This window comes from Streptomyces sp. NBC_01268, from assembly GCF_036240795.1.
GTDB lineage: Bacteria > Actinomycetota > Actinomycetes > Streptomycetales > Streptomycetaceae > Streptomyces.
The window spans coordinates 5,357,146-5,371,222 of sequence record NZ_CP108454.1; the positions used below are offsets into that span (position 1 = coordinate 5,357,146).

Consider the following 14,077-nt stretch of genomic DNA (forward strand, 5'->3'; position numbering starts at 1 on the left):
CGAGCACGGTGCCGGCGCACCGACCGACCTTCTGTTCCACGGGGGAGAACCACCATGCGTACCCAGCGTAAGAACACCGTCCTCGCGGTCACCGCCGCCGCCGTCCTCTCGCTCGGCCTCACCGCCTGCGGTGGCGGCGACGACGCCGGAAGCCGCGACGAGGGCGCCGCCGCCCAGTCCCAGTCCCAGAACCAGGCCGGCGGCAGCACCGGCGGCAGCGCCACCGGCGGCTCGACGAAGGGCGCGTCCTCGACGGGCGGCTCCACGACCGGCGGCTCCACGGCGGGCGGCTCGACCGGCGGCTCCACCACCGGCGGTTCGACGGGCGGGGGCTCCGCCCAGAACGCCTCCAGCTCCAAGTCCGCGGCCAAGGCCCCGGCCTGCGCCTACAACGACGTGAAGATCACGGCGGCGAAGGCCGACGAGACGCCCACCGAGCACATCACCCTCACCGCCACCAACACCTCGGGCAAGACCTGCCGCCTCGACGGCTACCCGCTGATCGCCTTCGGCCCGATCCAGACCGCCAAGGACGTCCCGGCCGTCGCCAAGAGCAAGCCGGCCGCCCCGGTCGTCCTGCAGCCGGGCACGCCCGCGTACGCCAACGTGCGGATCGCGCTCGGCGGCGCGCACGAGGACAACAAGGTGGTCACCAGCTTCAACGTGAACCTCTTCGCGGGCTCCGACCCCGCCGAGGGCAGCGTCGTCGTCAAGGCCCCGGCGGGCGGCCTGGCCGTCGACGAGGCCGTCGCGAAGACCGGCTACTGGACGTACGAGCTCCGCAACGGCGCCGACGAGTTCTGATCGGGGAGCGCCCCGCGCCCGTCGCGGAGCGCGCCCCCTCCCGGACCGACTGAGCCGCCTGCCCCCGCTAGGCGGCCAGTCCCGTCTTGGCCCCCGCCCCGCACAGCGGCAGCACCGTCGTTCCGGGGTGCGCGGGGGCGGCGCGGACGGCCGCCCAGCAGGCGACGCCGGTCGGCTCGACGTACAGCCCGCGGCGGGCGAGGTCGAGCTGCGCTGCCCGGATCTGCTCCTCCGTCACGGTGCGGAAGGTGCCGCCGGAGGCCCGTACCGCGCGCAGGATCTGGGCGGCGCGCGGTGGCGCGGAGATGGCGATGCCCTCGGCGAGGGTGGGTCGGGCGGCGGCCGGGCCGGTGAGCTCCTCGGCTCCCGCGTGGAAGGCGGCGGCCAGCGGGGAGACGGCCTCGGCCTGGACGGCGACGAGGGCGGGGCGCCGTTCGACGAGCCCGTGGCCGTACAGCTCCTCGACGGCGAGGGCCGCGCCGAGCAGCAGGGTCCCGTTGCCGACGGGCAGGACGAGGGTGTCGGGGAGCCGGCCGCCGAGCTCCTCCCAGAGCTCGTAGACATAGGTCTTCGTGCCGTGCAGGAAGTGCGGGTTGTACACGTGCGAGGCGTAGAAGACGCCGGGTGCGTCGGCCGCCGCGCGGGCGGCCCGGGCGGTGGCCTCGCGGTCGCCGGGGACGACGACGGTACGGGCGCCGTGGGCGCGGATCTGCTCCAGCTTCTTGGCGGAGGTCCCTTCGGGGACGTACACGGCGCAGTCGAGTCCGGCGCGGGCGCAGTACGCGGCGATCGCGGTGCCCGCGTTGCCGCTGCTGTCGGCGATCACGGTGTCCGGGCCCAGGCGGCGGGCGAGTTCGGCGAGCATCACGGCGCCGCGGTCCTTGAAGGACAGGGTCGGCATGAGGAAGTCGAGCTTGGCCGAGACGGTGCCGCCGCCGGCGGTGCCGTCTCCGGTGCCGACCGCGCCCTCGCCCCCGGTCAGCGGGACCAGGGGGGTGCGGCCCTCGCCGAGGGTGACGTGGGGCGCCTGGGGCGGTTCGGTCGCGAGGGGCAGGGCCTCCTCGTAACGCCACAAGGAATTCACACGTGACGTGAGGGACGGGAGTGACACCGGTGCGCCGGTGAACTCCAGATCCCAGGGCCCGCGGCAGCGCGGACAACACCAGGTGAGGGCGGACGCGGGGGCGTGGACCTGGCAGCGGGGGCACACGTAGGCGGTCATGAGCGCCAGCATGTCAGCGGTGTGGCGCCCGTGTGACGGGGTGTCCGGCGCCCTTGTGTGTTTCCTATGGATCAGCCAATCTTTCGCTCGGCACCCCGACATGACGAACGGCCCGGGCCCTTCGCCGTCTCTTGTCATGTCCCTGCCGTACCCCCACAGCAGCGCACCACCAATGAGGAGGACCCCTCACATGTCCGTGATGCGTGATTCCAGGCGCAGGCTGGCCGCCGCGAGCGCCATCGCCGTCGCCGCCCTCGCGCTCGGCTCCCTCTCCGCCGTCCCGGCCACCGCCGCCGGGCCCGCCGCCGAAGGCGTCATCCTGAACGCCGGGGCCGAGGGCACCGTCGCCAACAGCTACATCGTCACCCTCCGCGAATCCGCCGCCCAGGCGGAGACCGCGAAGGGGCGGGCCGTCGCGACGAAGTTCGGCGCGAAGATCCGGCGCACGTACACCGCGGCCCTCAACGGCTACTCCGTCGAGCTCTCCGAGGCGCAGGCCAGGAAGCTGGCGGCCGACCCGGCCGTCGAGACCGTCAGCCAGAACCGGGTCTTCCACGTCGACGGCACGCAGCCCTCCCCGCCGTCCTGGGGCCTCGACCGGATCGACCAGAAGGCCCTCCCGCTCAACCAGAGCTACACGTACCCGGACAGCGCGGGCCAGGGCGTCACGGCGTACATCATCGACACCGGCGTCCGCATCACCCACAGCGACTTCGGCGGGCGCGCCTCCTACGGCTACGACGCCATCGACAACGACAACACCGCCCAGGACGGGCACGGCCACGGCACGCACGTCGCCGGCACCGTCGCGGGCTCGTCGTACGGCGTCGCCAAGAAGGCGAAGATCGTCGGCGTCCGCGTCCTCGACAACTCCGGCTCCGGCACCACCGAGCAGGTCGTCGCGGGCATCGACTGGGTGACGCAGAACGCCGTCAAGCCGGCCGTGGCCAACATGAGCCTCGGCGGCGGGGTCGACAGCGTCCTCGACGACGCGGTGCGCCGCTCCATCGCCTCCGGCGTCACCTACGGCGTCGCCGCCGGCAACGAGACCGACAACGCGGCCAACCACTCGCCCGCCCGGGTCGCCGAGGCCATCACGGTCGGCGCCACCACCTCGACCGACGCCAAGGCCAGCTACTCCAACTACGGCAGCGGCCTCGACCTCTTCGCCCCCGGCTCGTCCATCACCTCGTCCTGGAACACCAGCGACTCGGCGACCAACACCATCTCCGGTACGTCGATGGCGACCCCGCACGTGGTCGGCGCCGCCGCCCTCTGGCTGGGCGCCAACCCGACGGCCACCCCGGCGCAGGTCTCCGAGGCGCTGGTCGCCGCCGCGACCCCGAACGTCGTCACCAGCCCCGGCAGCGGCTCGCCGAACCGGCTGCTGTACGTCGGCGGCGGCACCACCCCGCCGCCCACCGGCCCGAAGTTCGAGAACACCGCGGACTACGCGGTCAACGACAACGCGACCGTCGAGTCCCCGGTGACCGTCAGCGGCGTCACGGGCAACGCCCCGGCCGCCCTCCAGGTGCCGGTGAACATCGTGCACACCTACATCGGTGACCTCCAGGTCCAGCTGATAGCCCCCGACGGCTCGGCGTACACCCTGAAGGCCTTCGGCACCGGCGGCAGCGCGGACAACATCAACACCACGTACACCGTCAACGCCTCCTCCGAGGTCGCGAACGGCACGTGGAAGCTGCGGGTCACGGACAACGCGGCCTACGACACCGGAAAGATCGACTCCTGGGCGCTGCAGTTCTGACGCGCCCGAAGCAGGGGTGAGGGGCGGTCGCCGGTCTCCGGCGGCCGCCCCTCGGCCTCAGGGCCGCTCCACCCAGCCCGCCGTCAGGACCAGGCCCGAGGCGCGGTGGACGGCCAGGAAGCCGAACGGGCGGTCGACCTCGACGGCGACGACCCGGACCGTGTACGTCGAGGGCGGCGCACCCGCGCCGAACGCTCCGAAGGCCGCCACCGACGCCGCCTCGAAGCCCTGCGCCGTGAACTCGGCCGTCGCCGCCTGCCGGCCCTGCCCGATCGCGAGCGGGACGTCGCCGACACCGGGGAAGTGGCCGCGGTCGGCGTCCCGCGCGGCGGTCAGGCCGAACAGCCCGTGGTGGGCCAGCAGGTCGTGCCCGGCGGAGAGGGCGAAGGCCGGGACCGACGCCGACAGGCGCGGGTCCGGCGTCGTGCTGCGCGCGGTGCGGACCTCCAGCCCGGGGCCCGGATCGCCGGTCGGGAGCCGGTCGCCGGGGACGGCGGGAGAGCGGCCCTCCAGGACGTCGAGCCCGGCGCGCAGGACGGCACCGGACGCCGCCGCCGGCTCGCCCAGCAGGAGGTGCACGTCGACCCCCGTGTCGCCGCGGACCCGCAGCACCGTCAGCGGCCCCGCCTCCGTGTCGGCCAGGCCGACGTCGTCGAGCGCGGGCGTGGAGCGGTGCAGCCGGGTCACCGTCCGGCCCGACCAAGGGCCGCTCGTCAGCCGGGCCTTGCGGGTCCAGAACGGATCGACCCAGGTCGTCCGCACCGTCTGGGCCGAGGCGAGGACGAGCAGCGTCTCCTCGTCCACGGCGACCGGCAGCGCCGGGACCAGGCCGCCCGTGCGCTCGGCCGCCCACGCGTCCAGCGCCTTGCGGTCGGCCGCGGCGTCCCCGGTGAGCCGGCCGAGCACCGCGTCCGGCAGGCCCGCCACCCAGGAGTCGCGCAGCCGCAGTTCCGCGCGGGCCCACAGACCGGTGGCCGAGGCCACCCCGGGGATCGCGCCGAGGCCGGCCACCAGCTCGCGGGCCGCTCCGGCCGCCGCCTCCGCCGGCAGCCCGAGCGCCTCCGCCAGCTCCTCCCTGGCCGCTCCGGCGGCGCCGTCCGCGAGAGGGGCCAGCAGGGGCCAGACGCCCGCCGCCGACAGGACGGTGCTCCCGCCCGCCGGAAGCGCCCCGGCCCATCGTGCCGTCATCCGGTTGACCGCCCGTACCGTGTCGCCCCGCATATCGCCCCCGTTCCCCGGACCACGTACGATGCGCGCGCCCGTTCGATTGTCCGTTCCACCCGCCCCGATCAGGAGCACCGTACTCGTGGACCCGTCCCAGCCGCCCCAGGATTCCCCGGCCCCGGGGACCCCGACGCCGCCTCCCGCGGAGTTGCCCGCCGGGCCGCCTGCCGCGCCGCCCGCCGGACCCGCGCAGACTCCGGGCGGGGCGTTCGCGCCGCCCGCCGGTCCGCCCGCGCCGCCCGTCGGGCCCGGCGGTCCGGCCGCGCCCGGGCCGTACGGTGCCCCCGGGCCGTACCAGGTTCCCGGGCCCTACACGCCGTACGGCCCGTACGGACCGCAGGGGCCCGGTGGCGCCGGTCCCTACGGGGCGCCCCGGCCGGGCACCAACGGACTGGCCGTCGCCTCCCTCGTCTCCGGCATCGTCTGCTGTCTGCCGCCCCTCGGACTGATCCTGGGCCTGGTCGCCCTGCCCCGGATCCGGAAGCAGCAGCAGAAGGGCAAGGGCCTCGCCGTCGCGGGCATCGCCCTGTCCACGGTGAGCTGCCTCCTCGTCGTCCTCGGCTTCGCGACCGGCGGCTTCGCCTCGTTCTGGGAGGGCTTCCAGGAGGGCGTGGACAAGGCGGGCTCCTCCAAGTCCGCCTTCTCGCTGCGCAAGGGCGAGTGCTTCGACGTGCCCGGGAAGATGGAGGAGTACACCGAGAACGTCGACATCGTCGACTGCGCGAAGCCCCACGAGGGCGAGGTCACCGGCAGCTTCAAGATCACCGGCTACGCCAAGTGGCCCGGCGACAAGGCCCTCGACGGCCTCGCCGAGGAGCGCTGCCAGGAGATCAACGACGCGTACACGCTGGACAAGTGGGCCGTCCCGGACGATGTCTGGACCTACTACTACCTGCCCAGCAGCATGTCCTGGCGGGGCGGCGACCGCACGGTGACCTGCACCTACGGCACGGACAAGACGCCCTTCTCCGGCTCCCTGCGCAAGGACGGCTTCACCCTCAACGCCGACCAGCACGCCTTCCTGCTGGCCGTCAACGCGATCGACACGGCCCTCATGAAGGAGCCCGAGGAGGACGCCGACGCCGACCTCGACGCCAACACGGCCTGGGCCCGGGAGGTCCTCACGACCGTCACGGCGGAGGCCCAGGGGCTGCGCACCCGCGGCTGGCCGGCCGCCGTCGAGCGGCCGGTGGTCGAGCTGGCGGACAAGCTGGACGCCGCCGGGAAGAAGTGGCGGAAGCTGGCGGCGGCGCAGGACGACGAGGCGTTCTGGGCGGAGTACGAGAAGGCGTACGACGCGCTCGACCCGAAGATGGAGTCCGCGGCCCGCCGGGCGCTCGGCCTCGCCGACACCCTCAACCGCGACAGCGAGAAGGTCTGAGCCGCGCCCGCGCACGACGGACGGGGTCCGGTCTCGGCCGAGACCGGACCCCGTCCGTCGTTTCGTGCTCCCGTCGTTCCCGTCGTTCCCGTCAGACCTTCGCGGCCGTCCTGGCCCTCCTGGCCGTCAGGACCTCACGGCTCAGGACGTCACGGCTCCGTCCGCTCAACGGCGGCCGCCCAGTACGCCGTTGACCGCGGTGATCAGCTCGCCGTCCGGGGTGTCCCCGTCCAGCGACCAGAACATCGCGCCGCCGAGCCCCTTGGCCCGTACGTACGCCGACTTGGTGCGCAGGACCTGCGGGTCGTCGTACGTCCACAGGGTCGTGCCGTCGAACAGCCAGGCGTGCCCGTTGCGGCGGTCCCGGTGCACGGTGGACGCGCCCGAGTCGGCCAGCTTCCTCAGCGCCTCGTAGTCCTCGGAGCCGGCGCCCCAGGTGCCGGCCGCCGCGCCGGTGGCGGGCTTGCCGAGGCCGGTGCCGCCGCCGGTGACGCCGGTCCAGCCCTGGCCGTAGAACGGCATGCCGACCACCAGCTTGCGGGCGGGGGCGCCGCGCCGCAGCCAGTCGTTCACGGTCTGGTCGACGCTGAAGTCGCCCCGGGGGGCGAAGAGCGCGGACTGCTGGGCGGTGGTCGACTCCCAGCTGCCGTGGAAGTCGTAGCCCTGGAGGTTCACGAAGTCGAAGTCACGCATGATCTTCCGGACCTCGAAGCCCGCGTCGATCTTGGCGGGCGCGGTCGGCACGAACGCCGACAGCTCGTAGTGCTTCCGCTTCCGCTCGGTCTTCGCGTACCCGTCGAGCTGGGTGCGGAACTCGTGCACCAGCGCGGTGAAGTTCTGCTTGTCCTCCGGGCGGAAGACGGTGTCGGTGTCGCCCGCGGAGCCGGGCCACTCCCAGTCGATGTCGATGCCGTCGAAGAGGCCCGCGGCGGCTCCCGCACCGCCACGGGCGCCGTCGACGGGCAGGTTGCCCTTGATGTAGAGGTCGATGCAGGAGGCGACGAGGGCCTTGCGGGAGGCGGGGGTGCGGGCCGCGTCCGAGAAGTGGGTGGACCAGCTCCAACCGCCCAGCGAGATCATGACCTTGAGGCCGGGGTGCGCGGCCTTGAGCTCGCGCAGCTGGTTGAAGTTGCCGGCCAGCCGCTGGTCCGGGGTGTCGGCGACCCCGTCGACCGAACCGGCCGCGTCGAGCGGGCGCACGTAGTCGGCCCAGGCGTCGGCTTCACCGGGGACGTTCCCGGTGAAGCACTTCCCTTCGGCGCTCACGTTGCCGAAGGCGTAGTTGATGTGGCTCAGTTTTGCGGCGGTGCCGCTGGTCTCCAGGTCCTTGACCTGGAAGTTCCGCCCGTAGACGCCCCATTGGGTGAAGTAGCCGACGCGCTTGTACGCGGGCTTGGCGGGCTTCTCGTGGGTCGGGGCCGCGCCCGCGGCGGGGGCGAGGGCGGCGAGCAGGCCGAGGGAGACGGCGGCGACGGACATCCGGGAAAGGCTTCTGCGACGCATGAGGCGGAACGTATTGGTCTGGACCATCAACGTCAAGGATTCCGACGGGAGTTCGGTGGCTATACCTGCGGTAAGCGCCTGCGTAAAGGCAAGTCATCACTTCGAGTGAAACTGTGGCCCATGCTTGCGGTCGCGCACCCTCGGTTGTCAGTCTGTAGCTGTCAGTCAACCTGAGGGGAGTGTCCAGTGACGTTCGGTGAGCAGCCCGCCTATCTGCGTGTGGCGAGCGATCTCCGGGAGAAGATCGCCAACGGCTCGCTTCCTCCGCACACCCGGCTCCCCTCCCAGGCGCGCATCCGCGAGGAGTACGGGGTGTCGGACACCGTCGCACTGGAAGCGCGCAAGGTCCTGATGGCCGAGGGCCTGGTCGAGGGGCGCTCGGGCTCGGGGACCTATGTGCGCGAGCGGCCCGTGCCGCGCCCCATCGCCCGCTCCGGCTACCGCCCCGCCGCGGGCGCCACCCCCTTCCGGCAGGAGCAGGCCGCCGAAGGGGCGCGCGGCACCTGGGAGTCGAACAGCGAGCAGGAGCCCGCGAGCGCCGAGACCGCCGCGCGACTCGGCATCGAGCCGGGGGAGCGGGTGATGCGCACGCGGTACGTCTACCGGGACGCGGGCGAGCCGATGATGCTCTCCACCTCCTGGGAGCCGCTCGCCGTCACCGGCCGCACGCCGGTCATGCTGCCCGAGGAGGGGCCGCTGGGCGGCTGCGGGGTGGTCGAGCGGATGGCCGCGATCGACGTGGTGGTGGACAACGTGGTGGAGGAGGTCGGCGCCCGTCCCGGCCTCGCGGAGGAGCTGCTGACCCTCGGCGGCGTCCCCGGCCACGTGGTGATGGTGGTCGAGCGGACCTACTACGCCTCGGGGCGGGCGGTCGAGACCGCGGACGTCGTCGTGCCCGCCGACCGCTACCGGATCGCCTACCACCTGCCCGTGCGGTGAGCGGCTGAGCGGCCCTGACTCTCTGCCCGCTCACCGCCCGGGCGTCCGGGGGCGGCCCGGGCCACCCCGTGAACGGTCCGGGCGCGGCCGTCCCCGACGTGACCGCCCCCCATGGGCGCGCGGTCCCGCGCCACCCCGTACGAGCTGCGCCGGCATCGCCGCCCGCCCCGCCCGCTCCGGGCCGGTCCGCCCGCTGCGCGGCTCCCTCGACACCATGTGCCGGGGCGTCCGGCGCAGGGACCGGCGGCCGCCGGAGCGGCCCTGATGCCGGTGCCGACCACCCCCTCAGGCTCCGCCCGTGGCCCGACCCCGGCCTCCCTTCGCCGGTTACTGGCCAGATGCGTATCTCTTCGTGAAAAGACGCCTCCGCTGTGTAAAGGTCAGGCGTAAGCTCCGGCATATGCGGATTGCGATTTCCTGGAGATCGTCAGACATGGCCGGACCGGCGGAGGGAGAAGTCCGATGAGCGACAGCGGCCCCGTCCTTCCCTGGCTCGTCATACGGCAGGACGACAACGGCAACCGCTACCGCGTCGGTCAGTACGCGACCAAGGACGAGGCCCAGCGGATCGCCGACAGCCTCGACGACCGCGGCCACCAGCAGCTCTACTCGGTCGAGCGGATCGGCTCGCCCGCGATCTGAGCGGGCCGGGCCGACGGCGGCCCCGCGTCCGGGCGGCCCTCGTGGCCGCCCGCGTTACGCTCCGCCCCATGACCGATCATCCCGCCCGCCCCACCGGACCCGGCCCCGACCCCGACCCCGTCGTCGTGGTGGCCGGGGCGCTCTACGACCGGGGCCGCCTGCTCGCCGCCCGCCGCAGCGCCCCCGCCGAACTCGCCGGCCGCTGGGAACTGCCCGGCGGCAAGCTGGAGCCGGGCGAGAGCCCCGAGGAGGCCCTGGTCAGGGAGCTCCGTGAGGAGCTGGGCATCGAGACCGAGCCCGGTGAGCGGATCCCCGGCGAATGGCCGCTGAAGCCCGGATACGTGCTGCGGGTGTGGACCGCCCGGCTGCTCTCCGGTGAGCCGCGCCCACTGGAGGACCACGACCAGCTGCGCTGGCTGGCCCGGCACGAGCTGGACTCCGTCGACTGGCTCGACCAGGACCGGCCCGCCGTCGCCGAAGCGGCCCGGCTGCTGCCCGCGAGCCCGGCGGACGGCGCGCGCGCCTGAGTCATACGCCGTTCGTGCCACCGTGCGCCCAGGCGGCCGCCCGGCGCGATATCCCACTCCGAATATCGGGTATGTGCTGATTAACCCCCCGAAATAGGACGTGGGCCTCGTGATCGACACCGAAGGCGACTGTGCCGAGTGGCACTTTCCGGCGGAGGCCAACGCCGTGCGCACGGCCCGCCACGCGGTGCGGGACACCCTGAGGGCCTGGCAGCTCGACTCGGTGATCGGCGATGTGACGATCCTGCTGGTCAGCGAGCTGGTGACCAACTCCCTGCGCTATGCCTCCGGGCCCATCGGGGTCCGTCTGGTCCGCCTCCAGGCCGACGGGGAGGGCCCCGGACACGGCCCCGCGCTCCTCGTGGAGGTCTCCGATCCGCTTCCGGATGGCCCCACCGAGCGCCCCGCGGGACCCGAGGACGAAGGGGGGCGCGGGCTCCAGCTGGTGGCCTGTTCCGCACGCCGCTGGGGTACCCGCGCGGGCAGGACGGGGAAAACCGTGTGGTTCGAGCTGGCCCTGCCTGGTGAGTAAACAGGGTGGGACGACGATCAGCGGGCCTCGGCCGGAAACGAACGAGACCACCCTGTGATCGTGAACGTCGTGCCGACGGGGGCCATGGTGCTGAATACTGCGCTCATGGCCGGTCCGGTGCGGTGAGCTGGAGGGGACGGTCGCGTGAGCGAGATACCTGAGACGGCGAGCGGGGTCGTGTGGCAGAGCAGCCCGCCCGGATCGATCTATGACTACATCCGGGTCGCCTCCTTCTCGATAGGCCCCGACGGGCTGGTCGAGCAGTGGAGCAGACGGGCCGTCGAGCTGTTCGGCGTGACCGCCGAGGACGCCATGGGCAAGGACCCGGTCGAGGCCTTCATGCCCGCCGACCTGCGCGAGCGCGGCCATCGACGGGTCAAGGAGATCCTCGACGGCAAGGAGTGGACGGGCCTGGTCCCGTTCCGCATGCCGGGGGAGGACCGCCCGCACGGCATCGCCGAGATGTACGTCATGCCGAGCGAGACCGCGTCGGGGCGACGGGCCGCCCTCTGCATCGTGGTGGACGTGCGCGCCCTGCGCCGGATCGAGACCGACCTGGCCGCTTCGCAGGCCATTTTCGGCCAATCCCCGTTCGGCTTCCTCCTCTTCGGCACCGACCTCACCGTCAAGCGGGCCAACCGGCGCTTCGCCGCCGTCTTCGGCGGCTCCGCCGAAGACCACCGCGGCCGCTCCGTCCACGACTACCTGCCCCGGGCAGAGGCCGACCGGATGACCGCCGCGCTGCGCAGGGTGCTGGAGACCGGTGAGTCCGTCGCCGACCTCCAGATCGTCGGTGCCGCCCCCGGCTCCACCGACCGGCGCCAGTGGTCGATCAACCTCTACCGCGTGCACAGCGGCACCGGCCGCCCCGTCGGCGTCGCCGGCCTCGGCATCGACGTCACCCGCCGGCACAACGCGGCCCGCGAGGCCGCCAACGCCCGCCGCAACCTCGCCCTCCTCAACGAGGCCGGCGCCCGCATAGGCAACTCCCTCGACCTGGAGGCCACCGCCCGCGAGCTCCTCGACGTCGCCGTCCCCGGCTTCTGCGACCTCGCCGCCGTCGACCTCTACCAGGGCCTGCTCACCGGCGACGAGGCCCCGCCCGGACGCATGGGCAGCTCCCACGACGTCGGCTACGGCGCCGGCAGCGCCGAACTGCGCAGGGTCGCCGTCGCCAGCGCCGTCTCCGACACCCGCGTCCAGGTCGGCAGGCCCCGGGCCGCCGGCGACGACGCCGCGGCCCGGGCCGCCGGGGCCGACCGTGAGGTCTGTTGCGACGACGGCCCCATCGAGGTCGGCTCCGTCCACCGCTACCCGTTCAACTCGCCGTGCGCCGGCGCCCTGCGCACCGGCCGCATCCGCACCGTCCCCGGCGCGGACGGCAGCCTCGTCCAGTCCACCCTCGTCGTCCCGATGGTCGCCCACGACACCGTCGTCGGACTCGTGCAGTTCTCCCGCGCCAAGGGCAGCGAACCCTTCGGCGAACGGGACCGGGCCCTCGCCGTCGAACTGGCCGCCCGCGCCGCCGTCTGCATCGACAACGCCCGCCTCTACCGGCGCGAACACGAGCGCGCCCTCATCCTCCAGCGCAGCCTGCTGCCGCCCGGCGACCCCGAGGCGGCCGGCCTCGACATCGCCTGCCGCTACCTCCCCGGCACCGCCGCCACCGAGGTCGGCGGCGACTGGTTCGACGTGATCCAGCTCCCCGGCCACCGCACCGCCCTGGTCGTCGGCGACGTCATGGGCCGCGGCCTGCGCGCCGCCGTCGCCATGGGCGAACTGCGCACCGCCGTGCGCACCCTGGCCCAGCTCGACCTCGAACCCGCCGAGGTGCTGTCCCACCTCGACGAGATCGCCCGCGGCCTCGGCGCCCCCGGCGGCGCCCAGCAGTCCGCCCGCGCCCACAAGGCACGCGGCCCCGAGCTCTCCGAGGTCTACCTCGCGACTTGCGTGTACGCCGTCTACGACCCGGTCACCCGGCGCTGCACCTTCGCCAACGCCGGCCACCTGCCGCCCGTGCTCGTCGAACCCGGCGAGGAGGCCCTGCTCCTCGACGTACCGCCCGGGATGCCACTGGGCGTCGGCGGCGAGCCCTTCGAGGAGGTCGAGGTCGAACTCCCCGAGGGCGCGCTGCTCGCCCTCTACACCGACGGGCTCGTCGAATCCCGCGACCACCCGCTCGACGAGGGCCTGAGCGCCTTCCGCAGCGCCCTGAGCAACCCCGGCCGCCCCCTGGAGGACGTCTGCGACCACGTCCTCAGCACCCTCGACACCCGGCACGGCGAGGACGACATCGCGCTGCTGATGGCCCGTATCCAGGGACTGCCCGCCGAGGCGGTCGGCGACTGGCGGCTGCCCAGGGAGCCCCGCTCCGTCGGCCGCGCCCGCGAGCTGGCCCGCGCCCAGCTGACCGCCTGGGAGCTGGAGCCCCTGGTCGACACCGTCGAACTGCTCGTCAGCGAACTCGTCACCAACGCCCTGCGCTACGGCGAGGGGGAGATCCGGCTGCGGCTGCTGCGCGACCGCACCCTGGTCTGCGAGGTGTGGGACGCGGGCCTGGTCCAGCCGCGCCGCCGCCGCGCCAAGGACACCGACGAGGGCGGCCGCGGGCTGCAGCTGGTCGGACTGCTCAGCGCCGCCTGGGGCTCGCGCCGCACCCCGCGCGGCAAGACGGTCTGGTTCGAGCTGCCGCTGCCCGACGGCGACGGCCTCGCCGAGCCCACGGTGGACCAGCTGCTCAGCATGTTCTGAGCAGCGGCCACCGCACCCGGCGGGAGCGGGCCCGGCTCAGCCCTTCAGGGCGGCCAGCCGGGCCTCGATCTCGGCCTGGTCGCCGAGCGCGTCCAGCTGCTCGAACTGCGCGTCCAGGGAGGAGGCCGCGAGCTCCTGCTTGCCCAGGGCCCTCGCCTCCTCCCGCCGCACCTTGTCCTCGAAGCGGTTCAGCTCGCTGGTCGGGTCGAGGACGTCGACGCTCTTCACCGCGTCCATCATCCTGTTCTGCGCCTGCGCGGACTTCGCCCGCGCGACCAGCTCGTCCCGCTTGGCCTGGAGCTCGCCGAGCTTGGCCTTCATCTGGTCGAGGCCGCTCCTGAGCTTCTGCACGACCTCGGTCTGCGCCGCGATCGTCGGCTCCGCCGTGCGGGCCTCCTTCTCCGACTGGAGCTGGCGGCCCAGCGCCACCTTCGCCAGGTTGTCGAAGCGGTCCGCCTCCGCCGCCTGGCCGCCGGCCCGCAGCTCGTCCGCCTTCCGGCTCGCGGCCAGGGCCTTCTCGCCCCACTCCTTCGCCGCGGCGACGTCCTCCTGGTGGTCCGCCTCCGTCATCCGCAGATTGCCGATGGTCGCGGCGACCGCCTCCTCCGCCTCCGCGATGTTGCCCGCGTAGTCGCGGATCAACTGGTCCAGCATCTTCTGCGGATCCTCGGCCTGGTCGAGGAGCGCGTTGATGTTGGCCTTCGCCAGCTGGGCGACCCGGCCCAGGATGGTCTGCTTGCTCATGGTCGGTCTCCATGGGGTGGGGATGACAGGGAGAGTGCGC

12 protein-coding genes are annotated in these 14,077 nt (G+C 73.6%); 8 read left to right on the forward strand and 4 right to left on the reverse strand.

The features are described 5' to 3' along the window. The first annotated feature begins 54 nt into the window (after window positions 1–54). A complete protein-coding gene (locus OG309_RS24260) occupies window positions 55–804 on the forward strand; it encodes a DUF4232 domain-containing protein (RefSeq protein WP_329423671.1) in 750 nt (249 codons plus the stop codon). A gap of 67 nt (window positions 805–871) precedes the next feature. Here OG309_RS24260 and OG309_RS24265 read toward each other — a convergent pair whose 3' ends face one another. Beyond that, window positions 872–2,038: a threonine synthase gene (locus OG309_RS24265; protein ID WP_329423673.1), complete on the reverse strand. Its 1,167-nt coding sequence runs from the start codon at window positions 2,036–2,038 to the stop codon at window positions 872–874. Window positions 2,039–2,216: 178 nt separating this feature from the next. Here OG309_RS24265 and OG309_RS24270 point away from each other — a divergent pair, with 178 nt between their 5' ends. Next, window positions 2,217–3,794, forward strand: coding sequence for a S8 family peptidase (locus tag OG309_RS24270; RefSeq protein ID WP_329423675.1), 1,578 nt, complete (start codon window positions 2,217–2,219; stop codon window positions 3,792–3,794). A gap of 57 nt (window positions 3,795–3,851) precedes the next feature. On the opposite strand, the gene OG309_RS24275 is transcribed toward OG309_RS24270, so the two are convergent. Then, a complete protein-coding gene (locus OG309_RS24275) occupies window positions 3,852–5,015 on the reverse strand; it encodes a serpin family protein (RefSeq protein ID WP_329423676.1) in 1,164 nt (387 codons plus the stop codon). 85 nt (window positions 5,016–5,100) lie between these two features. On the opposite strand from OG309_RS24275, the gene OG309_RS24280 reads away from it, so the two are divergent. After that, complete coding sequence (locus OG309_RS24280; RefSeq protein WP_329423678.1) at window positions 5,101–6,399, forward strand: DUF4190 domain-containing protein; 1,299 nt, start codon at window positions 5,101–5,103, stop codon at window positions 6,397–6,399. A 165-nt stretch (window positions 6,400–6,564) separates the two neighbouring features. Here the strand turns inward: OG309_RS24280 and OG309_RS24285 are convergent, their stop codons facing one another. After that, entirely contained in the window at window positions 6,565–7,902 is a 1,338-nt protein-coding gene (locus tag OG309_RS24285; RefSeq protein WP_329423681.1) for a glycoside hydrolase family 18 protein, read from the reverse strand. A 186-nt stretch (window positions 7,903–8,088) separates the two neighbouring features. Here OG309_RS24285 and OG309_RS24290 point away from each other — a divergent pair, with 186 nt between their 5' ends. The 5 genes from OG309_RS24290 (at window position 8,089) to OG309_RS24310 (ending at window position 13,293) form a co-directional block, all read left to right on the forward strand. Further along, window positions 8,089–8,841 carry a GntR family transcriptional regulator gene (locus OG309_RS24290; protein WP_329423684.1) on the forward strand — a complete coding sequence of 251 codons (753 nt, stop codon included), beginning with the start codon at window positions 8,089–8,091 and terminating at the stop codon, window positions 8,839–8,841. Window positions 8,842–9,303: 462 nt separating this feature from the next. Continuing rightward, a complete protein-coding gene (locus tag OG309_RS24295; RefSeq protein WP_329423685.1) occupies window positions 9,304–9,483 on the forward strand; it encodes an SPOR domain-containing protein in 180 nt (59 codons plus the stop codon). A 68-nt stretch (window positions 9,484–9,551) separates the two neighbouring features. Continuing rightward, window positions 9,552–10,010, forward strand: coding sequence for a (deoxy)nucleoside triphosphate pyrophosphohydrolase (locus tag OG309_RS24300; protein ID WP_329423687.1), 459 nt, complete (start codon window positions 9,552–9,554; stop codon window positions 10,008–10,010). A gap of 109 nt (window positions 10,011–10,119) precedes the next feature. Beyond that, a complete protein-coding gene (locus OG309_RS24305) occupies window positions 10,120–10,542 on the forward strand; it encodes an ATP-binding protein (RefSeq protein ID WP_329423689.1) in 423 nt (140 codons plus the stop codon). A gap of 144 nt (window positions 10,543–10,686) precedes the next feature. Beyond that, complete coding sequence (locus OG309_RS24310; protein WP_329423691.1) at window positions 10,687–13,293, forward strand: SpoIIE family protein phosphatase; 2,607 nt, start codon at window positions 10,687–10,689, stop codon at window positions 13,291–13,293. A 36-nt stretch (window positions 13,294–13,329) separates the two neighbouring features. On the opposite strand, the gene OG309_RS24315 is transcribed toward OG309_RS24310, so the two are convergent. Then, window positions 13,330–14,037, reverse strand: a complete 708-nt coding sequence (locus tag OG309_RS24315) for a PspA/IM30 family protein (RefSeq protein ID WP_329423693.1) — start codon at window positions 14,035–14,037, stop codon at window positions 13,330–13,332. Between the last annotated feature and the right edge of the window lie 40 nt (window positions 14,038–14,077).